This is a genomic window from Salinicoccus luteus DSM 17002, assembly GCF_000712035.1.
In the GTDB taxonomy this organism is placed as follows: domain Bacteria; phylum Bacillota; class Bacilli; order Staphylococcales; family Salinicoccaceae; genus Salinicoccus; species Salinicoccus luteus.
The window spans coordinates 19299-41870 of the sequence record NZ_JONV01000011.1 but is presented as its reverse complement, the minus strand read 5'-3'; the positions used below and the strand labels follow the sequence as shown (position 1 = coordinate 41870).

General features: G+C 50.2%; 24 protein-coding genes. 16 read left to right on the top strand and 8 right to left on the bottom strand.

The annotated features are described in order from the left end of the window. The first annotated feature begins 26 nt into the window (after positions 1-26). From BO53_RS0108955 to BO53_RS0108930, 6 genes are all read left to right on the top strand, one after another. Positions 27-290, top strand: a complete 264-nt coding sequence (locus BO53_RS0108955) for a YuzB family protein (RefSeq protein WP_031547406.1) — start codon at positions 27-29, stop codon at positions 288-290. 53 nt (positions 291-343) lie between these two features. Beyond that, positions 344-703, top strand: coding sequence for a HesB/IscA family protein (locus tag BO53_RS0108950; protein WP_031547404.1), 360 nt, complete (start codon positions 344-346; stop codon positions 701-703). Positions 704-831: 128 nt separating this feature from the next. Continuing rightward, positions 832-2037, top strand: coding sequence for an NAD(P)/FAD-dependent oxidoreductase (locus BO53_RS0108945; RefSeq protein ID WP_031547402.1), 1206 nt, complete (start codon positions 832-834; stop codon positions 2035-2037). Between the two features lie 71 nt (positions 2038-2108). Then, positions 2109-2426 carry a YuiB family protein gene (locus tag BO53_RS0108940; RefSeq protein ID WP_031547400.1) on the top strand — a complete coding sequence of 106 codons (318 nt, stop codon included), beginning with the start codon at positions 2109-2111 and terminating at the stop codon, positions 2424-2426. Positions 2427-2437: 11 nt separating this feature from the next. Then, the gene (locus tag BO53_RS0108935) at positions 2438-3925 is read left to right on the top strand and encodes a leucyl aminopeptidase family protein (RefSeq protein ID WP_031547397.1); all 1488 of its coding nucleotides are present in this window, start codon (positions 2438-2440) and stop codon (positions 3923-3925) included. Continuing rightward, positions 3918-4295, top strand: a complete 378-nt coding sequence (locus tag BO53_RS0108930; protein ID WP_425414486.1) for a PaaI family thioesterase — start codon at positions 3918-3920, stop codon at positions 4293-4295. The genes BO53_RS0108935 and BO53_RS0108930 overlap by 8 nt, the downstream gene beginning before the upstream one ends. A gap of 45 nt (positions 4296-4340) precedes the next feature. Here the strand turns inward: BO53_RS0108930 and mnhG are convergent, their stop codons facing one another. From mnhG to BO53_RS0108895, 7 genes are read right to left on the bottom strand one after another with little or no spacing between them, the layout of a single operon-like run. Then, positions 4341-4739, bottom strand: coding sequence for a monovalent cation/H(+) antiporter subunit G (gene mnhG / locus BO53_RS0108925; RefSeq protein ID WP_051683076.1), 399 nt, complete (start codon positions 4737-4739; stop codon positions 4341-4343). After that, a complete protein-coding gene (locus BO53_RS0108920; protein WP_031547391.1) occupies positions 4717-5016 on the bottom strand; it encodes a Na(+)/H(+) antiporter subunit F1 in 300 nt (99 codons plus the stop codon). The genes mnhG and BO53_RS0108920 overlap by 23 nt, the downstream gene beginning before the upstream one ends. Continuing rightward, positions 5013-5492, bottom strand: coding sequence for a Na+/H+ antiporter subunit E (locus tag BO53_RS0108915; RefSeq protein ID WP_031547389.1), 480 nt, complete (start codon positions 5490-5492; stop codon positions 5013-5015). Before BO53_RS0108915 ends, BO53_RS0108920 begins: the two co-directional genes overlap by 4 nt. Next, positions 5493-6986 (bottom strand): Na+/H+ antiporter subunit D, encoded by a 1494-nt coding sequence (locus BO53_RS0108910; RefSeq protein ID WP_031547387.1) that lies wholly within the window; start codon positions 6984-6986, stop codon positions 5493-5495. It lies immediately after the preceding gene. Continuing rightward, positions 6976-7317 (bottom strand): Na(+)/H(+) antiporter subunit C, encoded by a 342-nt coding sequence (locus BO53_RS0108905; RefSeq protein WP_031547385.1) that lies wholly within the window; start codon positions 7315-7317, stop codon positions 6976-6978. The genes BO53_RS0108910 and BO53_RS0108905 overlap by 11 nt, the downstream gene beginning before the upstream one ends. Continuing rightward, positions 7317-7784: a Na(+)/H(+) antiporter subunit B gene (locus BO53_RS0108900; protein WP_031547384.1), complete on the bottom strand. Its 468-nt coding sequence runs from the start codon at positions 7782-7784 to the stop codon at positions 7317-7319. Before BO53_RS0108900 ends, BO53_RS0108905 begins: the two co-directional genes overlap by 1 nt. Then, positions 7753-10167: a Na+/H+ antiporter subunit A gene (locus BO53_RS0108895; RefSeq protein ID WP_031547382.1), complete on the bottom strand. Its 2415-nt coding sequence runs from the start codon at positions 10165-10167 to the stop codon at positions 7753-7755. Before BO53_RS0108895 ends, BO53_RS0108900 begins: the two co-directional genes overlap by 32 nt. A 189-nt stretch (positions 10168-10356) precedes the next feature. On the opposite strand from BO53_RS0108895, the gene BO53_RS0108890 reads away from it, so the two are divergent. From BO53_RS0108890 to BO53_RS0108855, 8 genes are all read left to right on the top strand, one after another. Continuing rightward, positions 10357-10947 carry a peptidylprolyl isomerase gene (locus BO53_RS0108890; protein ID WP_031547381.1) on the top strand — a complete coding sequence of 197 codons (591 nt, stop codon included), beginning with the start codon at positions 10357-10359 and terminating at the stop codon, positions 10945-10947. Positions 10948-11076: 129 nt separating this feature from the next. Beyond that, the gene (locus tag BO53_RS0108885; protein ID WP_031547379.1) at positions 11077-11280 is read left to right on the top strand and encodes a hypothetical protein; all 204 of its coding nucleotides are present in this window, start codon (positions 11077-11079) and stop codon (positions 11278-11280) included. Beyond that, a complete protein-coding gene (locus tag BO53_RS0108880; RefSeq protein WP_031547378.1) occupies positions 11264-11524 on the top strand; it encodes a DUF1871 family protein in 261 nt (86 codons plus the stop codon). The genes BO53_RS0108885 and BO53_RS0108880 overlap by 17 nt, the downstream gene beginning before the upstream one ends. A gap of 128 nt (positions 11525-11652) precedes the next feature. Further along, the gene (gene ygs, locus BO53_RS0108875; protein ID WP_031547377.1) at positions 11653-12033 is read left to right on the top strand and encodes a S1 domain-containing post-transcriptional regulator Ygs; all 381 of its coding nucleotides are present in this window, start codon (positions 11653-11655) and stop codon (positions 12031-12033) included. Positions 12034-12334: 301 nt separating this feature from the next. Beyond that, positions 12335-13876 (top strand): L-glutamate gamma-semialdehyde dehydrogenase, encoded by a 1542-nt coding sequence (pruA, locus tag BO53_RS0108870; protein ID WP_031547375.1) that lies wholly within the window; start codon positions 12335-12337, stop codon positions 13874-13876. A 72-nt stretch (positions 13877-13948) separates the two neighbouring features. Beyond that, complete coding sequence (locus tag BO53_RS0108865; RefSeq protein WP_031547373.1) at positions 13949-15142, top strand: ornithine--oxo-acid transaminase; 1194 nt, start codon at positions 13949-13951, stop codon at positions 15140-15142. Between the two features lie 69 nt (positions 15143-15211). Beyond that, the gene (locus tag BO53_RS0108860) at positions 15212-16456 is read left to right on the top strand and encodes a Glu/Leu/Phe/Val family dehydrogenase (RefSeq protein ID WP_031547371.1); all 1245 of its coding nucleotides are present in this window, start codon (positions 15212-15214) and stop codon (positions 16454-16456) included. A gap of 248 nt (positions 16457-16704) precedes the next feature. Further along, complete coding sequence (locus BO53_RS0108855; protein ID WP_037342087.1) at positions 16705-17949, top strand: Glu/Leu/Phe/Val family dehydrogenase; 1245 nt, start codon at positions 16705-16707, stop codon at positions 17947-17949. Between the two features lie 115 nt (positions 17950-18064). Here BO53_RS0108855 and BO53_RS0108850 read toward each other — a convergent pair whose 3' ends face one another. Further along, positions 18065-21373: an efflux RND transporter permease subunit gene (locus tag BO53_RS0108850; RefSeq protein ID WP_031547367.1), complete on the bottom strand. Its 3309-nt coding sequence runs from the start codon at positions 21371-21373 to the stop codon at positions 18065-18067. A gap of 136 nt (positions 21374-21509) precedes the next feature. On the opposite strand from BO53_RS0108850, the gene BO53_RS0108845 reads away from it, so the two are divergent. Then, positions 21510-22106, top strand: a complete 597-nt coding sequence (locus BO53_RS0108845) for a TetR/AcrR family transcriptional regulator (protein ID WP_031547365.1) — start codon at positions 21510-21512, stop codon at positions 22104-22106. A gap of 62 nt (positions 22107-22168) precedes the next feature. Continuing rightward, positions 22169-22552: a DUF302 domain-containing protein gene (locus BO53_RS0108840; RefSeq protein WP_031547363.1), complete on the top strand. Its 384-nt coding sequence runs from the start codon at positions 22169-22171 to the stop codon at positions 22550-22552. Positions 22553-22572: the final 20 nt, after the last annotated feature.

The following is a 22572-nucleotide window of genomic DNA, read 5'->3' as shown; positions in this document are numbered from 1 at the left end:
AATAATGCCTAGAAAGAGGGAGTGCAATGTTTACCCTTGTCGAGTTCTGTTCATCAAATATGCTGAAGGGCACAGAAGAGGTGTACCGGACACTGGACGAAGATCCGGAGATCGATGTGCTGGATTATGGCTGCCTGAACAACTGCGGACTATGCAGCAAGGCTTTCTTCGTGCTTGTGGATGGCGAAATAGTCAGTGCCATGACACCGGAGAAGCTCCTTGAGAAGGTATATAAAAGAATTGACAGGAACAAAAGAGAGATGGAGGAATGGACCGATGATTTGAGTTAGACGTCCATTTGCTCTATAATTGAAAATAATAAAAAGTAATAAGGGGTGATATTGTGTCACATGTAACTCTAACTGAAAGTGCCGCCTATGAAGTGAAGGATATGCTCGAGAAGAACGATATGGAAGAGGGATACCTCAGATTCAAAGTCCAGGGTGGTGGCTGTACAGGCCTGACATACGGTATGGCAGCTGAACTCGAGCAGACGGACAAGGATGAAGTGTACGAATTCCATGGCGTCAAAGTACTCGTCGCCAAAAAGGACATTCCTGTCATAGATGGCACTGTAATCGATTTTAAACAGTCCCTGATGGGTGGCGGTTTTACAATAGACAACCCGAACGCCACACTCGCCTGCGGCTGTGGCTCTTCATTCCGTACAAAAGAGGTCGCCGGACAACCGGAAGATTGTTAAAGAATCGGTCAAATCGCTTGAAATATGTGAAGAAAATCGCTAATATTATAAGAGATTAATATTAGCGGTTTTTATTATGCCTAAATTCAGGTGCAATTTAAAAAATGGAGAGAAAAGGTGACGTTATAATGAGCTTTGAGAGAAAGAAAATTTTGGTGCTGGGTGCAGGCTACGCAGGGCTGCAGACAATATCCAAACTTCAGAAACTGTTATCTCATCAAGATGCCGACATTACACTCATCAATAAGAATGAGTATCACTATGAAGCGACGTGGCTGCATGAAATAGCTGCCGGCACAATCGATTGGGAAGAGGGCGTCTACCCGATCAACAAAGTGGTCGATGCACAGAAGGTCTCCTTCGTTCCAGCAGAGGTCACTGCTATCCACAAGGATGAGCAGCGTGTGGAAACGACGCAGGGTACATTCGAATACGATATTCTCGTAGTGGCACTTGGCTTCGAAAGTGAGACATTCGGCATCGAAGGTATGGAGGAGCATGCACACTCCATCGTCAACCCGCAGACATCCCTTGCAGCACGCGAGGAGATTGAACGCAATTTCGCAAACTACAAACAGTCCAATGATCCGAAGGATATTTCCATCCTGGTCGGCGGTGCGGGCTTTACAGGCATCGAGTACTTGGGCGAACTTGTGGAAAGTATTCCGGAACTTTGTGAGAAGCACGGCATCGACTACAACAAAGTGAACATCACCTGTGTGGAAGCAGCACCTAAAATGCTGCCGATGTTCCCTGAAAATCTGGTCGACTACGCTGTGAAGTACCTGGAAGACCGCGGTGTCAAATTCATGGTCGGTACGCCGATCGTCGCAGCCAATGAAGACGGCTTCGTTGTGGAAGTGGATGATGAAAAGCAGCAGATCGAAGCGAACAGCGTCATCTGGACAGCCGGTGTACGCGGCAACAGCCTGATGGATGAATCATTCGATGGCGTCAAACGTGGACGCATCGTTGTCGGACCAGACCTGCGCATCGAAGGATATGACAATATCTATGCCATCGGAGATGTCGCTGCAGTGATGAATGGGGAGACCGAACGCCCATGGCCGACGACTGCTCAGATTGCCATGCAGCTTGGTGAACATACGGCGAAGAACATCGAGCTTTCACTCAAAGGGGAAAAGCTTGAGGAGTTCTCCTACAACGACAGGGGCACCGTCTGCTCGCTTGGATCAAAAGATGGCATCGGTCTCGTCATGGGCCGTGAAATCAAAGGCAAGAAGGCAGCCTTCATGAAGCGCGTCATTGATTCCAGGGCGATATTCAAAATCGGTGGACCACTGCTCGCCTATTCAAAAGGAAAACTGTTCTGATACAACTGATAAGACAGGCATGGGTATTGCTTTAATGCCCGTGCCTTTTTTCATGTGGAGGGTAATCAATAATGTCAATAATACAACTCGTAATATCCATGCTGTTGTTCTTTGTCCTATTCTATGGCATCAGCTTCATACTGAATATGATATTGAAGATGACATGGCTGATGGTGGGCGTATATCCTTTCATCGTCCTGCTCATCGTGGATGGAATAGCAACAGCAGAATATTTTACAAATACATCTGAAGCGTTCAGTACCCTCGGGGAAAGGCTTGTAAATCTGCATCCGGCGGATATGCTGATGCTTGGGAGCGGTCTGGTCGGAACGATACTTGCCGGTATGACAATCCGCTACTTGCGCAAAGCCGGGTATCAGATGTTCTAGGAGGATAAATGATGGAATTTCAATATCGCGACAAATATGTCGCAACAGATGAACCGATCATCATCGGGCTGCCGCATGAGCCGGCCCGTATGGAGAATTATGAAGAAGTGGATACGCTGCTCGGCGGCCAGATGGACGCCATCATCAAAGAGGATGTCCTGTCAACTGAATTTTCATCAGTGACCACAACGGGCGTGACCATACAGCGGGACTACCGCAAAGTCATCGCCGTTGGTCTGGGAAAGGTTGAAGCACTCGATCCGGTGAGGCTGTCGGAAGCACTCGGCAGGATGTTCCAGTTCCTGAAGGAGACGGATACAGTCCGTGGCCAGATACTGCTGGATACATTCCCGGTGGATGTGGACCTGCTTGCTGAGACGATGGCCATCATGGCGGAGATCAGTGTGTATGAATTCAATACATATAAGACAAACCAGCCGCCACTGTTCAGCGAAGAGGCGGTGTTCTCCATCACCAGCAGGACGGATATCGAAGGCAGGATGTCGCGGTATAAGAAAGTGGGCGAGAGCATCGTCATGGCAAGGAACTTCAGTGAGACGCCGCCGAACATCATGACGCCTGGGCATATGGCGGACAAGATTGCGGCGATATTCCGGTCCCACCCCCATGTGACCGGGGAAGTGAAGAATGATGAAGTGCTGGAGGAAGAGGGATATGGACTGATCACCGCAGTCGGCAAGGCTTCGCAGGCGAAGCCCCGGCTCGTCACCATCGAATACCGGCACCCGGAAGCGAAAGGCTACAGGCCAATTGCCCTGGTCGGCAAGGGCATTACATTTGATACCGGCGGCTATTCGATCAAGACGAAGACCGGCATGCCTGAAATGAAATATGATATGAGCGGGGCAGCGAATGTCATCGGCATGATCCATGCCATTTCGGAAATGGATCTGCCCGTCCACGTAATCGGTGTCGTCGCCCTTGCAGAAAACATGGTGGATGGAAATGCCATGCGCCCGGATGATGTCTATATTTCCTATAGTGGCCAGTCGGTGGAAATAAAGAATACGGACGCAGAAGGCCGTCTGGTCCTTGGGGATGCGGTCTTCCATGCTTCCCAATATTCACCGAGCCTGATTATGGATTTTGCGACGCTGACGGGTGCTGTCGTGGCCGCCCTCGGAACAGAACGCACGGGTGTGTTTACGAACAAGGACGCCGCATTCCTCACTCCGCTTGTCGAAATGACGAAGTATACCGGAGAAGAAGTATGGCATCTGCCGATTTCCGATATTGAAGAGAAGAATGTGCGCCAATCACAAGTGGCCGATCTGACAAATCATGTGGAAAAGCCTGGACGTGCATCATTTGCAGCCTGCTTCATCAAGCAGTTCGCCAACGGTACGCCGTGGATCCATTTTGATATTGCAGGTACAGGCACATCCGACAGGGAAACGGCATATGGTCCGAAAGGGGCCACCGGTGTGATGATCCGCACGATTGTAAAGCTGTTTGAAACAGGGGATGTCCATGAATAGCAGCGGTCTGATAGAACTGCTGGAAATAGAGGTTGTACGTGATGAGCCTGGATTGATGGTCATGGACATGCCGGTTACTGAGAAGGTGCTGCAGCCCTACGGTTTTCTTCACGGCGGGGCGAGTGTCGTATTGGCGGAAACTGCAGCAAGCCGCGGAGCAGTAGGACTGATCGCCGATGATGAGGTCACCTTCGGCATGGAGGTAAACGCCAACCACATCAAGACGAAGCAGTCGGGCAGGCTGACCGCCACAGCAAGGTGCCGGCATCAGGGCAGGAGCTCTCAGATATGGGAAATCGAGATCATGGACGAGGAGGAATCACTCGTCTGCCTGTCCCGGTGCACCATGGCAGTGAAAAAGAAGAGATGAAAAAAGTGCAGTGGCACCCATTTGGGTGCCACTGCACTTTTTTCATTATTTCTTGAAGTTCTTTATTGTTATCGGGTGGGCGTCCGGGTCATCGGACTCGCCCATCTCGTCCCGTCTGAGTTCATTCAGTACAGTAAGCTTGTAGGGCGTGACGCCGGTATGGAATGCACTGCGTGAAAGCATGTGGGCAGATACCGGGGCAGTGATGAAGATGAACAGGATGGCCAGAAAAAGCTTGCTGTCCATATAGCCGTCCATGTACCAGAAGTAGAGGAAGGTGCCGATCATCATCATCATCACCCCGAGCGTTGAGCTCTTCGAAGCAGCGTGCATCCGGGAATAGACATCAGGCAGCCTGATGACCCCTATGGCACTGACGGCTGTAAAGAAGGCGCCGGCAAGGATGAAGAAAGCGATGATGCTACTCACTATGATCTCTATCATTTTCAAAAATCACGCCTTTCTCCAGATATTTGGCAAATGCGATCGTGGCGATGTAGGCCAGTATGCCGATGAGCAGTATGACAACAAGAAGATAGGTCGTATGGAGCGTCATGGCGATCAGTGCAATCATCGCCATCAGCATGACACCGAAGGCGTCGAGGGCCATGATCTTATCGTGGAGGGAAGGTCCCTTGACCATGCGGTAGACCATGCCGACCATTGAGAATGCAAGAATGATGATGCTCAGTATGATGACGATATCAAGGAAAGTATTCATGGTTTCTTCACCTCTTTGATCGCCTGTTCGAAGCTGTCCTTGATCGAGGCGATTTCGGTCTCTGAATCTTCAACATCGAGTCCGTGTACATACAGTGTGGAATGATCATCCGATATGGCTACTACGACAGTCCCCGGAGTCAAAGTGATCAGGGCGGACAGCAGACTGACTGCCCATTCGTCTTCAAGGTCGCATGGATATGCAAAGAACCCGGGACGTATATCTATCTTCGGCCGCAGGACGATCCTCACCACGTCGATATTGGCCAGGATCATCTGCCAAATGAAGATGATCACAAGAACGATAACTGCTTTGACCCTTCTGAGATAGAAGGAGCCCGGCAGGAAGTTCCTGAGCATATACACTGCAAGCATCCCAAGCAGGTACCCGGCAGTAAATGAAGCCACACTGAAATTCGAGGACAGGAACATCCAAAGGGCGGCGAGGGCCAGATTGATCAGTATTTGTAATGCCATCTATTCCACCTCCGGCAGATAATTAGAGTAAGAGGCTGGATCATAGAACGATTGCGCTGCCATCTCGAACATCGGATAGAGTGCATCCGCCGCGAGACCGAAAGCGACGGAGACGATCACCATCGCTATGGAGGCAAAGAGCAGCTTATCGCTCTTGACCGGCTTCAGCCTGCTGAAGTCCATATCCTCGCCCCAGAATGCGCTGATGAAGATCCTGATGACGGAGTACAGCACAACCAGGCTTGAGATGAGCACGAGGATGCCGGCGATGTAGTTGTCGTTGGCGAACGTCGACTGTACGATGAACAGCTTGCCGTAGAATCCCGGAAGTGGCGGCACTCCTGCAAGTGACAGAGCGGCAATGAAGAACATCCAGCCTGTAATGGGGTGGATCTTGATCAGACCGCCCAGCCTTTCGGCGTTCGTCTCCCCGGTACGGTAGATGAGGAAGCCGACAAGCATGAATAGTGCCGCTTTGATGATCATGTCATGGATCAGGTAGTAGAATGCACCGAGCATTCCGGCTTTGTCCATCATTGCTACACCAACCAGAATGATACCGACGGCGATCAGTATGTTGTAGATGATGATGCGTTTCATGTCCGCATAGCTGAGTGCCCCGATGGATCCCATGATGATAGTGGCGAGAGCCAGCAGAAGCAGCATCTGGTGTGTGAATTCGACGTTATCTATGAAGAACAGGCTGTACGTTCTGGCAATCGCATAGATGCCGACTTTCGTAAGCAGCGCCCCGAACAATACAAGAACGGGCATCGGGGGTGCATAATATGAGCCCGGCAGCCAGAAGTAGAGGGGGAACACCCCGGCCTTCGTTGCAAATACGAAAAGGAAGACGACGGCGAGGAGGCTCATGATGCTGTAGTCTCCTTCAAACCCTTCAAGCTTCGTGTGGATATCCGCCATATTGAGTGAACCTGTCACCGAATAGAGATAGGCGAGAGCAAGAACGAAGAAGTTCGAGGAGATCATGTTGACGAGTATATACTTGAATCCTTCCTGAAGCTGGATCTTCGTGCCGCCCAATGTGATGAGTACATAGGAAGCGAGCAGGAAGACCTCGAAGAATACGAACATGTTGAATATATCCCCGGTGGAGAACGCGCCGTTCACACCGGAAATCATGAACATGACCATGACATAGTAGTAGAATTTCTCACGTTCGACACCGATGGACTGGAAGGAATAGATTACGGTAAACAATGTGATGATTGCGGTTGTAAGGAGCAGAAGCGCTGCCGCCATATCTATGACGACACTGATGCCGAAGGGCGGGGCCCAGTCTCCGAGGAAAGTTGCAATCGTGCCATTCCTATGGACAAGGACGACGAGCCATATGGCAGAGATGATGATGAGCAGACTGCTTATCGTCGCGATCACCCTATGTACCAATGGCCGCTGCCCTGTAAATAACATGATGATTCCCGCAAAGAATGGAATCATTATTGGCAATAGAGGCAATATGTTAGTCGTCATGTGGAACTCCTTTCATCTGTTCAACGTCGTCTGTACCAAGCTCCCTATAGCTTCTCAGGGCAAGAACCAGTATATAGGCGGTCAGTGCAAAGGCAATGACGATCGCGGTCAGGATGAGCGCCTGCGGCAGCGGGTCAGAGTAGTTGGATACTTCTTCATCGAGCACCGGGATGTTTCCACGCTTCAGCTGCCCCATTGTGAGCAGCATGAGGTGGACCCCATGACTGAGGAGCGCAGTGCCGATGATGATCCTCAAGACACTTTTCGACAGCATCATGTATACGGCAGAGCCGATGAGGATGCCGCTCAATATGATTGTGATCAGTTCCATTATTCATCCGCCTCCCCTACAAGTACGATGATGAGGAGGGCAGTGGCAGCTACTGTAAGGAAGACCCCGATGTCGAAAAGGACTGCGGAGTGGAGCGCCACTTCCCCGAACACCGGAATCTCCACATAGGTGTGCTGGTGGGTGAAGAACGGTGTGCCGAACAGGAAGGAGAGCGTCGGTATGCCTGCTGCAAACACCAGTCCAATCGTGATGACCAACCTGAAATCGATGGGCACCATGCTTTCCAGCGTCTTCCTGTCATAGGCGATCAGAAGGAGGATGAGTGCCGCTGCTGCGAGCAGCCCCCCGACGAATCCGCCGCCCGGTGTATAGTGGCCTGCGAAGAACAGGTTGAAGGAGAACATGATGACGATGAAGAAGACCAATTTCGCAGTGAACTGGAGAAATACATCGTTCATCTGTTTCTGAACTTTATTATATCCGGCTTTCTTCAGCGTGTTCTTCATTATTCCCATCCTTTCTGTTCAATCTGAGTTTCATCAGGCTGTATATGCCGATGCCTGCGATGCCGAATACGAGTGTTTCGAAGAGTGTATCGAAACCACGGAAGTCAACAAGTATGACGTTGACCATGTTGCCGCCTGCGGCAAGCTCATATACATTTTCTATATGGAACTCGCTGATGCGGTCGAACAGCCGGTTCGAATAGGCGGTAAGCCCGATGATGATGACGATGAGCGCCACCCCGAGGGAGACGAGAAAGTTCGTCAGCTTGAATCTCATACGCTCCTGGTGTCTGCTGTTCTTCGGCAGATGATAGAAGCAGACCAGGAAGAGCGCAGTCGTCACCGTTTCGATGGCAAGCTGTGTCAGTGCAAGGTCGGCTGCCCTGAAGAATACGAAGAACAGCGACATGGAGAAGCCGATGGCTCCAAGCATGATGATGGAAACCATGCGCGACTTCGTGCCGAGGATGACGGCAATCGACACCAGTATGATGAGCACGACGGCCATTTCGTGTATGCCGACCGGCGCCATATCATCAAAGCTGATCCGTATCCCTGTATTCAGCAGCGTGAGGATGCCCATCACGATGAAGAACAGGAATATATATACGAGATAGGAGCGGATGAAGCCGCTCATGTACGAATCGGTTATTTTCCGTGAACCGAAGCGGCTGTAGATCAACCCCTGGTCATACAGGTAGTTCAGGGTGAAGCGGTCCTTATGATAGTCGTAGATGAACATCCATTTGTCCCTGAAGTAGAACAACAGGGTGCCTGTAATCACTATGAAGACCGTTGCCCACAGGGCCGGGTTGGCGAACCCATGCCACATGTATAGATGGGTCTCGAGCGGCGTATCGGACGCCATGATGCTCATTGCAGCCGAATCGATGATCGTTCCTGACAATACGTTCGGGAAGAAGCCGAAGACAAGAACGAGGACAGTCAGGATCGCCGGGGAGATGAGCATCAGTGCAGGCGCTTCATGCGGCTCCTTCGGCGTATCATAAGTCCGTTTGCCGAAGAAGACACCGTATATGAGCAGTATGGAATATATGAAGGTGAATATGCTGCCTACAATAGCAAGCAGTGGGAAGATGAATGCGACATCCGCCAGTGCGCTGAAGTTCGCATCTCCCACGTGGATCATCGCTTCAAGGAAGAGTTCCTTCGAAAGGAAGCCGTTGAACGGCGGGAGCCCCGCCATGGATAACGCTGTAATCAGCGTCAGAGTGAAGGACACCGGCATGACCGTAAGCAGGCCGCCGAGCTTCTTCAGACTTCTCGTACCCGCTTCATGGTCGACGATGCCCGTCACCATGAAGAGTGCGCCCTTGAAGGTCGCATGGTTGATCAGATGGAAGACTGCCGCGACCACGGCAATCGAGAAGTATTCCTCATTTGCACCGGTCACGACGCTCAGGGCACCGAGACCGAGCAGTGACATGATCAGTCCGAGCTGGGATACCGTCGAGAAGGCGAGGACGGCCTTCAGGTCATCCTTGCGTATCGCATTGAAGGAGGCCCAGGCCATGGTGATCAGTCCGCCGAGGAGTATGATCCACACCCACAGTTCCGAAAATGCGAACAGGGGCGTCAGTCTCGCCACGAGGTAGATGCCCGCCTTTACCATGGTGGCGGAGTGGAGGTAGGCACTTACCGGAGTAGGCGCTTCCATTGCATCCGGCAGCCAGATGTAGAATGGGAACTGTGCCGATTTGGTGAATGCACCGAACAGGATGAGCACGACCGCCAGGGGTGCCAGAGGGCTCTCCTGGATGGCTGCAACCTGGTTCAGCATCTCCCTGATGCTGAATGTGCCGGTCATTATATAGAGCAGTATGAAACCGCCGAGCATCAGGAATCCGCCGCCCATTGTGATCAGCATGGATTTCTGTGCACCGTATAATGATCGCTCCTTCATGAACCAGAAGGCGATGAGCAGGAAGCTGGAAATCGATGTCAGCTCCCAGAAAAGGTAGAGCATGAGGACATTATCATTCAGTACCACACCAAGCATGGCACTCATGAACATGAGCAGGTAGACATAGAAACTTCCAAGATCCTCCCTGTGGGACAGGTAACCGATCGAGTAGAGTACAACGAGTGCCCCAATGCCGGAAATGAGTATGGCAAATAAAAGTCCAAGACCATCTATGTATACATCGAAGTTCATGCCGATCCTAGGCATGATTGCCAATGATTCATAAATCAACTGGTTGCTGCTCACCCTGGGTACAAGTGTAAGCAGGTAGATTACAATGATGAGGGGGACCGGCAGAACGAACCAGCCCAGGTGAAGACGTTTATAATACCTGTAGATGACGCCGATTGCTATGGCGGCGATCAGAGGTAATAAAATCGCTAAGTGTATCAGTGCCAAAGTGTATCCTCCTTTATTTGCACAATATATATAGCAATTATACAGTAACCAATAGGGTAAATAAACGTATAGGGTTTGAAAAAAGTGAAAATATCTGTATAGTATAAATAGGAAAAAAGCAGTTTTATGTCACATATTTTTCACATTTTAAGCACTGAATCTGCAATAAATGAAATCAGGAGGCATAACATGACTTACCCACAGTTAACTACAGAAGTAGGCAGTAACGAAGTACAGGCCGTCATCCACACGAATCATGGAGATGTGAAGGTCAAGCTTTTTAAGGACATCGCACCAAAGACGGTCGAGAACTTCACGACACATGCAAAGAACGGCTACTATGACGGCCAGATCTTCCACCGCATCATCAAGGATTTCATGGTCCAGGGGGGCGATCCGACCGGTACAGGCATGGGTGGCGAAAGCATCTATGGCGGAAGCTTCGAGGATGAGTTCTCCACAGAGGCATTCAATCTGTACGGTGCACTGTCCATGGCGAATGCTGGCCCAGGCACAAACGGCAGCCAGTTCTTCATCGTCCAGGCCAAGGAAGTCCCTTCCCAGATGCTCAGCCAGCTGGAAGGCGCAGGTTATCCTGGTGAAATCATAGAGGCATACGAAAAGCAGGGCGGTACACCATGGCTCGATCAGCGCCATACCGTATTCGGCCATGTCATCGATGGCATGGATGTCGTCGAGAAGATCGCCGACGTCAAAACCGGTGCACAGGACCGTCCGGTTGAGGATGTCAAAATCGAGACGATCGAAGTTGTGGAATAGATTGGCAGGAGGGCACCCCGCGGTGTCCTCTTTCTATATGAAGAAATGCTCACAAAATAGTCATTAATAAAGGATTCATGCATATATGGTGTTTGTTATACTGTATGGAGTAAAGGGGAGTGATTAATTATGATGCCGTTTCTATATTTCCCTGAGGATAAGACGGAGTACATCCCTGCGTTCCTCATGCTCGCCCTGTGCATGCTGCTTGCCTATCTCGCCTATCGGTTCGTAAAGAGGCATTCAGAAAAGCAGGAAGAGAAGATGAAGCGTTTTGAGCAGCAGGTGATGGAAAGAATTGAACAGGAACAGCACCATGAATCCGGAAGGTAATATCGAACTCTATCGGCTGCTCAAGGAATGGGATCCGCTCGGGCTGGAAGCGGAGGATTTCGACTATGATGCCGAGATTTATGACAGCATGGAAGTCCTGCACAGGACCGGGGATGCCGAATCGGCGAGCCGGGGAATACAGCAGGTTTTCCTCCATTCTTTTGAAACGGAGATACCGCTTGAAAAAATCCGTCCGACAGCCGAAAAGGGACTTGAAATCGTTGAATTATATAAAGCACCATGACCGCAGGGGGAGCCGAGGCTCTTCATGCGGTTTTTTGCTGTGATCCTGCCTATGATTAGATAATCCCTTCCTATTATGATAAAATAATTAATGCGTATGAACTACTGAAAGTTAGTGGGGTAATCCAAGTGGCAAAAAAATATCGGACAGGCCAGTTTGTGAAGGTCAAAGTAACTGGTATCCAGCCGTATGGTGCTTTTGTCAAAACCCCTGATAATCAAGAAGGACTCATTCATATTTCAGAAGTGATGAACGATTACGTCCACGACGTCAATCAATTTTTATCCAAAGGGCAGATCGTAAAAGCGAAAGTGCTCAGCGTGGACAAGAATGGAAAACTGAATCTCACCCTGAAGGATAACGAATACTTCAAAAATGAGGAGAGAAAACGGGACAGGCGTTCAGTCCTGGATCAGATCAGAGATACGGAAAAATATGGATTCGAGTCCCTTAGACAAAAGATGCCGGAATGGATAGAGACGGCGAAACGACGCATGAAAGAAAAATAGCTGGTCAGACTACAGAAGCACAGCCAGAAATAAGTAGATCTGCAGGGGGAGTCCTCCTGCAGATTTTTTGTTTTTAAAAAAATTCAGGGATGACAGGCTGTATACCTCTTTCATGACGACCCTTTTAAATTATCGCCGACAGGACATCCATATGCTTGAGCCCGTATAGTTATCCGTTGGTTTGAATACGTTTGCAGACGTTTTGAAAGCGCTTTTGACGCCTTTATCAAAAAGCTTGAAAAAGTCTGATAAAAAGTCCATTATTATTCATAGAGATTTATATTTTAAGGAGGTTTACTGAATGATACCGTACAAACATGAACCATTTACGGATTTTTCGAAAGACGAAAACCGTAAGAAGCTGGAAGAAGGTCTAAATATAGTAAAAGGGTATCTTGGTCAGGATTACCCGTTGATCATCGGCGGAGAACGTGTCATGACTGATGACAAGAAGGAATCCTACAACCCTGCAAATAAACAGGAAACAATTGGCAATCTTTCCCAGGCGAATCAGGAGCACGCCCAAAAGGCAATGGATGTGGCACTTGAGACGTTCGAGTCATGGAGAAAGTATTCTTTCGAATTCCGTTCTGATGTACTTTTCAAGGCAGCGGCAATCATCCGCAAGCGAAAATTCGAATTCACTGCCCTGCTTGTGAAAGAAGGCGGCAAGCCATGGAAGGAGGCCGATGCGGATACAGCTGAAGCAATCGACTTCCTCGAGTACTATGGACGCAACCATCTCAAACTCAGAAACGGTGATCATGTCGAATCCCGCCCAGGGGAATACAACCAGTTCCACTACATCCCGCTCGGTGTTGGACTCGTCATCTCCCCATGGAACTTTGCGTTTGCAATCATGGCCGGTACGACCGCAGCTTCAATGGTCACAGGCAATACGGTATTGCTCAAGCCCTCTTCACGCACATCGGTCATTGCATATAAATTTGTTGAAGTGCTTGAAGAAGCGGGGATGCCGAAAGGCGTCGTAAACTTCATTCCAGGCTCTTCCCGTGATATCGGCGACTATCTTGTCGAACATAAGGATACACGCTTCATCTCATTCACGGGATCCCGTGATGTCGGTACGAAGATCTACGAAAAGGCTGCAGTGGTCCAGGAAGGCCAGACACACCTGAAGCGCGTCATCGCGGAAATGGGCGGCAAGGATACGATCGTCGTCGATTCCGACGCCGATCTGGAACTTGCAGCAGAGGCGATCGTATATTCCGCATTCGGCTTCAGCGGACAGAAATGTTCAGCCTGCTCCCGTGTCATCGCACTTGAGGATATCCATGACGAACTGCTTGAGAAAGTCGTTGAAAAAACGAAGGATCTCAAAGTCGGCAATCCGGAATCCAACGTTGATGTCGGACCGGTCATCGACGACGTGTCACTGGAAAAAATCAAAAAGTATATTGAAATTGGAAAAGAAGAAGGTAAACTTGAAGTAGGTGGAAATACCGAGAATGAAACGGGCCACTTCGTTTATCCTACTGTATTCTCGGGGCTGAAGCATGATGATGTGGTGATGCAGGAGGAAATCTTCGGACCTGTCGTCGGCTTTGCAACAGCGAAGGACTTCGACCAGGCCATCGAGTATGCCAATGCCACAGACTACGGCCTGACAGGTGCGGTCATCACGCAGAACCGTCACCATATCGAACAGGCGCGCCGCGACTTCCATGTCGGCAACCTGTACTTCAACCGCGGCTGTACAGCGGCAATCGTCGGCTATCAGCCATTCGGTGGATTCAAGATGTCCGGTACAGACTCCAAAGCGGGTGGACCGGACTACCTGACACTCCACATGCAGGGCAAGACAAGCTCCGAGCAGCTTTAATCTCCACCACTAATAAAAAGCACAAATAAAACAGCGGGAATCCACCCGCTGTTTTTTAGAAAGGAATGTAAAATGACTAAATCACAAGAAATCATCAAGCAGACAGAACAGTACGGCGCACCAAACTACAATCCTTTGCCGATTGTCATCTCGGAGGCGGAAGGTGTATGGGTCAAGGACCCTGAAGGCAACAAATACATGGATATGCTCAGTGCATATTCTGCAGTCAACCAGGGGCACAGGCACCCGAAAATCATCCAGGCACTCAAGGACCAGGCGGACAAGCTCACCCTGACATCCCGTGCTTTCCACTCGGACAGGCTGGGCCCTTGGTACGAAAAAGTGTGCAAACTCTCCGGCAAGGAAATGGCACTGCCGATGAACACAGGGGCAGAAGCGGTGGAAACGGCGATAAAAGCGGCACGCCGCTGGGCCTACGATGTGAAGGGTGTAGAGGACGACAAGGCTGAAATCATCGCCATGAACCAGAACTTCCATGGCCGTACACTGGCTGCCGTATCCCTTTCATCAGAAGCGGAATACCGCCGTGGTTATGGCCCACTGCTCGAAGGCATCAGACTCGTCGACTTTGGTGATATAGAACAGATCAAGGAGGCCGTTTCTGAAAATACTGCAGCGATACTGCTCGAACCGATACAAGGGGAAGCAGGAATCAATATTCCGCCTGAAGGCTTCCTTAAGGAAGTGCGGGAATTGTGTGACGAACACAACATCCTCTTCATTGCCGACGAAATCCAGGCTGGACTTGGACGCTCCGGTAAAATGTTCGCAACAGACTGGGACGATGTAAAGCCGGACATGTATATTCTCGGTAAAGCACTCGGAGGCGGCGTATTCCCGATCTCCTGCATACTTGCGGACAAGGAGGTCCTGAGTGTGTTCAACCCGGGCTCCCATGGTTCCACATTCGGAGGCAACCCGCTTGCCTGTGCAGTTTCTGAAGCAGCACTGGATGTATTGTTGGATGAAGAGCTTGTGCAGCGTTCAAATGAACTTGGAGAATACTTCAAGTCCGAGCTCGAGAAGATCGATACGCCCCTGATCAAGGAAATCAGAGGCCGTGGCCTGTTCATCGGCGTCGACCTGACAGAATCGGCCCGTCCATATTGTGAGGAGCTGAAAGAGCTTGGCATCCTGTGCAAAGAGACGCATGACACAGTCATCCGTTTTGCACCACCTCTTGTCATTTCGAAGGAAGACCTGGAGTGGGCGCTTGAGAGAGTGAAGCAGGTACTGTCCAAATAACACTTTCAAATAGTAATTAATATGTTACAATAACAGTGAAAACAGTTCCATAAAAGAGGCGGATATAAAATGTCAGAGAAATCAAATCTTATCACTTCCACACAAGCAATCATCCATGAGGCTTTGGACAAACTCGGGTTTGATGAGGGAATGTATGAACTGATCAAAGAACCGATGCGTCTTTTAAAAGTACGTATTCCGGTGCGTATGGATGACGGTTCCGTTAAAGTGTTCACCGGCTATCGTGCGCAGCACAATGATGCTGTTGGACCAACAAAGGGTGGTGTGCGTTTCCACCCGGATGTCAATGAAGAAGAAGTTGTCGCACTATCCATGTGGATGACTTTGAAATCAGGCATTGTAGACTTGCCGTATGGCGGTGGTAAAGGTGGGATCGTATGTGATCCACGGGAAATGAGCATTGCCGAGGTAGAGCGTCTGAGTCGCGGCTATGTACGTTCAATCTCCCAGATTGTCGGACCGACAAAGGACATTCCGGCACCGGATGTCTTTACCAACTCGCAGATCATGGCATGGATGATGGATGAATACAGCATCATTGATGAATTCAATTCTCCAGGCTTCATCACGGGGAAACCACTCGTCCTTGGGGGCTCCCAGGGCCGTGATCGTGCTACAGCGATGGGTGTCATCCTTTGTCTTGAGCAGGCGCTTGAAAAGCGCGACAAGAAGATGGATGATATACGTGTAGTCATCCAGGGATTCGGGAATGCAGGAAGCTTCCTGGCGAAAATCCTGTCCGATAGGGGAGCGAAGATCGTCGGCATCTCGGATGCGAACGGCGCTCTTCATGATCCGGATGGGCTTGATATCGACTACCTTCTTGACCGTCGTGACAGCTTCGGCATGGTGACCAACCTTTTCGATGATGTACTTGCAGGTGAAGAACTCTTCGATATTGACTGTGATGTACTCATTCCGGCAGCAATCGCCAATCAGATTACCGAAAAGAATGCGGACAACATCAAGGCCGACATCATCTGTGAAGCCGCCAATGGTCCGACGACCAAAGAAGCGACCCAAATCCTCACGGATAAAGGTGTACTCATCGTTCCGGATGTGCTTGCATCCGCAGGCGGCGTCACTGTTTCCTACTTTGAATGGGTTCAGAACAACCAGGGCTATTACTGGGATGAAGAAGAAGTGAATGAAAAGCTTGAAATCAAGCTTAAGAAAGCATTCAACGAAATCTATGACCTCCATGAGAAGCGGCATATTGATATGCGTCTTGCTGCATATATCATCGGTATCAAACGTACCGCAGAAGCTGCACGCTACAGAGGCTGGGCATAGCATCAACTGAAAAAAGGACCGGACATTTGTTCGGTCCTTTTTTCATGCCTACTGGCTATACTATTGATTTATTCGAGTAAATGTATTATTATAAATATTTAAATATATTCAAAATTCATAATAATACGCAGTCCAAGTGAGTGAATATTTATGCTGTGATGATCCCAATTGAACATCATCACAGCATAAATATACATAAAAGATTCAATTCAATGGACAGCAAAGATATGCGAAAAGGAGAGGAAAGCATGACAGAAAAATCGAATCTCATCACATCCACTCAAAAGGTCATCCATCAGGCACTGGATAATCTTGGATATGACGAAGGAATGTACGACCTCATCAAGGAGCCGCTCAGAGTATTGAAAGTCCGCATACCTGTAGAAATGGACGATGGTTCCATAGAAGTGTTTACAGGATACCGCGCCCAGCATAACGATGCTGCAGGACCGACGAAGGGCGGTATCAGATTCCACCCCGATGTCACAGAAGATGAAGTGGTTGCATTATCCATGTGGATGACATTGAAGGCGGGAATCGTGGACATCCCATACGGAGGCGGCAAGGGCGGCGTCATCTGTGATCCGAGAGTGATGAGTACGAGGGAGCTCGAAGGGGTGGCCAGGGGCTATGTACGGGCCGTCTCCCAGATTGTAGGGCCGACAAAGGACATCCCTGCGCCTGACGTCTACACCAATGCTCAGGTGATGGCATGGATGATGGACGAATACAGCGTCAAGAACTCGGATGATCCATTTGAATTCATTACAGGCAAGCCGCTTGCAGTAGGCGGATCGAAAGGCCGTGAAACAGCTACCGCAATGGGGGCGGTCATATGTGTCGAGCAGGCGATGGAAAAGAGGGGAATACCAATCGAGGAGGCACGGGTCGTCGTACAGGGATTCGGAAATGCAGGCAGCTACATATCAAAAATGCTCTATGACAAAGGAGCAAAGATCGTCGGCATCTCGAGATCTTCCCGTGCCCTGTATAGCCCTGAAGGTATTGATATAGATTTCGTCATCAATAATCGTGAAAAAGTCGATCTTGCGGACCATATGTCAGTCAGCGTCCTCACGAATGAGGAACTGCTTGAGGTTGATTGTGATGTCCTCATCCCGGCAGCAATCGCCAACCAGATCACCGAACTGAATGCCGAACGCATCAAGGCGGATATCATCTGTGAAGCAGCCAACGGGCCGACGACGGAAGAAGCAACCCGCATCCTTACGGAAAAGGGCACACTCATCATTCCCGATGTGCTCGCTTCTGCCGGTGGTGTAACAGTCTCCTATTTCGAATGGGTCCAGAACAAACAGGGCTTCTATTGGGAAGAGGAGGAAATACAGGAACTGCTTGAGAAGAAAATGACAAAGGCATTCGATGCCATATACCGCCTGCATGAAGCGCGTGATATGGACATGAGGCTTGCGGCCTATACTGTGGGCATCAAGCGGACGTCGGAAGCTGTCAGATTCAGAGGATGGGCATAGTGGGCCGGTAGGGCCCCTCAGCACGCAGAGCGTGCATGGCCATTCCCCAATTATGCGGCAGACCAAAAAGAGCCTGTTCTCCAAAAGTTGGAGAACAGGCTCTTTATTATGCAATCTATTCTTTTCTTCTATCATTCTTCATCTTGTCGATCAGCCGTTCCATCTCTTCGATGTAGTCCCTTTCTGTATCGCGGGACTCGGAGGATGGTGTATCTTCATACACTTTCGGTGCATCGTAGTCTGGCGCTTCCGATTCTGCAGCTCCCGAATTATAGTCGTATTCATTTTCGGAATGTGCTGCTTCCTCTTCACGCTTCTGTGCATCGATTTCCTTCTGGGTGATGATTTCACCTTCCGGAGTCATGTACTTCTTGTTCATCTTGCGTGTTTCGCTGTCGAAGTAGCTGTAGATGATTGGAATGATGAACAGTGTCAGGAGAGTACTGCTGACGAGACCGCCGATGACGACGATGCCCATCGGAGCGATGAGTTCAGCACCTTCCCCAATACCGATGGCGAGTGGCAGCATCCCGAGTGCAGTCGTCAGTGCGGTAATGACGATCGGGCGGAAACGGTCCTGGACACTCTTCTCGATCGCTTCAAGTACCGGCATGCCTTTTTCCTTCTGCTGGTTGATGTAGTCGACGAGCAGTATCGAGTTGTTGACTACGATACCGAGCAGCAGGATGATGCCGACAAAGGCAATGAGACTAAGCGGGTTGTTCGTGATGAGCAGTGAGAACATCACACCGATGATGCTGAGCGGCAGTGTGAAGATGACGACGAATGGGTGCTTGAATGATTCGAACTGTGCCACCATAACAAGATAGATGAATATGATTCCAAGTGCAATGGCGAGGATGAGCTGAGGCATTGCATCCGTCAGCATTTCAAGGTCGCCGCCGATTGAAGTCTCGGTTTCATCGCTGAAGTCTGCATCATCAACGATGGATTCGACGTGACTGCCTGCTTCATTCAGGCTCATGTCGGAAGAATAGCTGACCGTAAGTTCGCTCGTCTCACGCTGGTCATCACGGTTGATGAGCGGGAGCATTTCCGCCTCTTCAAGTTCAGCCACATCGCCGACGGAGACATATTCCCCCTGGCTGTTGGCAATCTGGATATCCTGGAAGGCCTCGACACTGGAGAGGACGCTCTCCGGATATTTGACGTTGATCGTAAGGTAGTCGTCGCCTTCGTCCACTGTGGAGGCGGAAACGCCGTTTGTCGCTTCGTAGATCGATGTGCCGATTTCGGCCGGTTGCAGGCCGTTCTCACGGGCAGCCGCACGGTCGACACGGACCTGGAGTTCCTCGATCATATTTTCCCGGCTGGATGTGACGCTTTCAATCTCACTGTCATCCTCCAGCGCTTCGATGATGATATCTTCGGATTCCTTCAGGCGGTCGGAATTTTCATCCGCCACATTCAGGGTCAGTGTATTGGGATTCGATCCGGTGCCGGCCTGCGACATCGGATTGACACTGATGTCTGCAGACTGGTCCACATTTTCTATTTCGCTTTCAATGTCGCGGATGAACTCATTGGTTGTTACACTGCGTTCGCTTGCGTCGACAAGTGTGGCCATGACGTTTCCGACATTGCTTTCATCGACCGGACTCATCGTCGAGGCAGAACCGATGGTGCTCATGTAGATATCAACTTCGGAGTACTCCTCGAGTTTGTCCTCTATCAGACTGATGGTCTCTTCAGTATCGGAAAGGATGGCGTCCTGCGGCATTTCGACCTCAACCATCAGTGTACCCTCATCACTCTCCGGCAGCAGGTCGATGCCCTGGATGTAGATGCCGATGGCACCGACAACGAGTATGAGCGCGGTCAGGAGCAGGACGAGCATGCGATGGGCGAGTGTCCATCGGGAGAGCTTCCTGAGCCCTCTCATGTAGGACCTGTTCTGGCGCTTCCGCTCTTCGTTCTCATCCGGCGCCTTGAGGATCCGGCTGGCGATCATCGGTACGACAGTCAGAGCCACGAACAGGGAGGCGAGCAGGCTGAACACCACTGTGATGGCAAACGGTGTGAACAGCTGTCCAACCAGCCCGCTGACGAACACGACCGGCAGGAAGACGGCAGCTGTCGTCATGGAAGAGGCGGTGATGGCCGCTGCCACTTCCTTGGCACCATCACTTGCAGCCTGTCTCGGCGTTTTGCCCATGGACAGATGACGGTATATGTTTTCAATGACGACGACTGCGTTGTCGACAAGCATCCCGATTCCGAGCGCCAGACCGCCGAGCGTCATCATGTTGATGCTGATGTCGGTGAAGTACAGCAGGGCGAACGTCGTGATCACGGAAAACGGAATTGCGATTCCGATGATCAGAGGGGACTTCAGGTTGCGCAGGAAGGCAAACAGTACGACCATCGCAAGGATGGCCCCGCTGATCAGCGACAGATAGACACTGTTGACGGCGACATCGATGTATTCACCTTCGTCGTACAGCGTCTCCACCGTCAGATTTTCAAACTCTTCCATATCGAGCTGTTCTTCAAGGACGGAACGGAACTCACTGTTGACCGTCGATGCATTCGCATCGGAGGCAAGGCTCATTTCAATCTGCATCGCATCGTCCTGGTTCAGGCGTGTGATGACATCGTTGTCCTGTTCATTTATTGCGACATCGGCCACATCATCGAGTGTGATGGTGCCGGCATCTTCAGGAAGATCGACCAGCACAAGTTCCTGGAGGGCTTCCACACCATCGATGCTGCTCACCGTACGTGTCGATATGGCCTCCTGGGATTCTTCATCGACGATGGTTGCGTTCGGGATGGAGATGTTGTTGGCTTCGATGATTCCGGCCACATCACTCTGGCTCATCTGGTACTCCTCGAGTGCCTCTGTATCCAAGGTGACGGCAATCTCTTCGGTGATGTTTCCTGTTTCACTGATGGAGGCAACACCGTTGATGTTTTCGAGCTCACCGATGAGGTCATCGACCTGCCCCTGGAACTCGCTGACACTTTCGTTTTCCGATGTGACGGCAAGCGTCATGCTCGGGAACATCGTGATGTCGAATTCAAGGAAGGAAGGGTCCCCCGCCTGGTCCGGCAGGTTCACATTCTCGATCGTTCGTGTGATTTCATTTTCGACTTCGTCTATAGTCATGTCATAGCCGAATTCGAGCAGAATGATGGACGAACTCTCCTGTGACTGGGAGGAGATGTTCGACAGTCCGCTGAGGGTCGACAGCTCCGCTTCAAGCGGCTCGGTGACATCCTCCATCACCTCTTCAGGCCCGGCACCCTGATAGGTGGTTGCCACTGCAGCAACCGGCGGCTGCACATTCGGCAGAAGCTGGAGCGGGAGGCGGGTCAAGGAAACGGCCCCCAGAAGGATCAGGATGATCATTACTACGATTGTAAATTTGGGCCTCTTTATTGAAAAATCTGCTAGCTTCAAATATTTTCACTCCTAATTTAATATGAAAAATGCATGTTTTAATCCAACAACATGTTGTATAATACTTAATAATAGTTAAATTATAGATGCGATTCAATATACAATCCACTGCGAAGTGTTGGAAAGGAGTATGAATATGTCGAAATTAAGTCGGAAAGAGGAGACGAGGAAAAATCTTCTCGAAGCATTCTGGTCGCTCTACATAGAGAAGCCATTGGAAAAAATCACCGTCAAGGAGATTACGGACCTTGCGGGCTACAACAGAGGAACATTCTATACATACTTCTCCGATGTCTACGAAGTGCTGGAAATACAGAAGGCCACAGTAATGCCGACAGAGGACATGATCCTCGACCCTCTGAAGGAGATACGGGATAACGGCGGGAAGATAAAGGAGTCGCTGAACGGTGTATCCGACTATATCAGGGAGCATGGCGACCGCATCGCAATCCTGCTGGGCCCCGAAGGGGACCCGAAATTCCCGCACGAGATGAAGGCACGGGTGCGGAACATCATCATGAATTACGTCCGTGAGCTGGGAATCAGGGAAGAAAGGGAGTACGAATACATCATCGAATACCATATATCGGGCATGATCAACATGTACCAGCTGTGGGTGGAGAATGGACAGAACATTTCGGAGTGCGAACTGAGTGCACTGTATGACCGGGTGGCACATATCGGTACATTGAACATCACCAACAGCATGCTGAACGACCGGCAGGCTCCATGAATCATCAGCCTCCTTAACGGGTAGAGTACTTATGCAAATAGATTCGACAAGGAGATGAATGCATGTTCCACTACACAGTAGAGACGGATCAGCCGATTGAAGACGCAGTATCATCACTTGAAGCCAGCCTGAAGGAGGAGAAGTTCGGTGTCCTGTGGCACTTCGACATCAAGGAGACGCTGGAATCGAAAGGCCTGGAGTTCGATCAGCCATACCGTGTCCTTGAAGTATGCAATCCCCAGGAAGCGAAGAATGTCCTCGAGGAGAACCAGATGGTCGGCTACTTCCTGCCATGCAAGATCGTCGTCTATGAAGACGGAGGTACGACGAAGATCGGCCTTCCTAAACCGACGGCACTGATTGAAATGGTCAATGATGACGCGCTCAAGCAGTTCGCCCAGGATATAGAGGACCGCCTGGTCACATGCATGGACAGGGCGGTATAGGATGGTCCTCTCCCTATTGG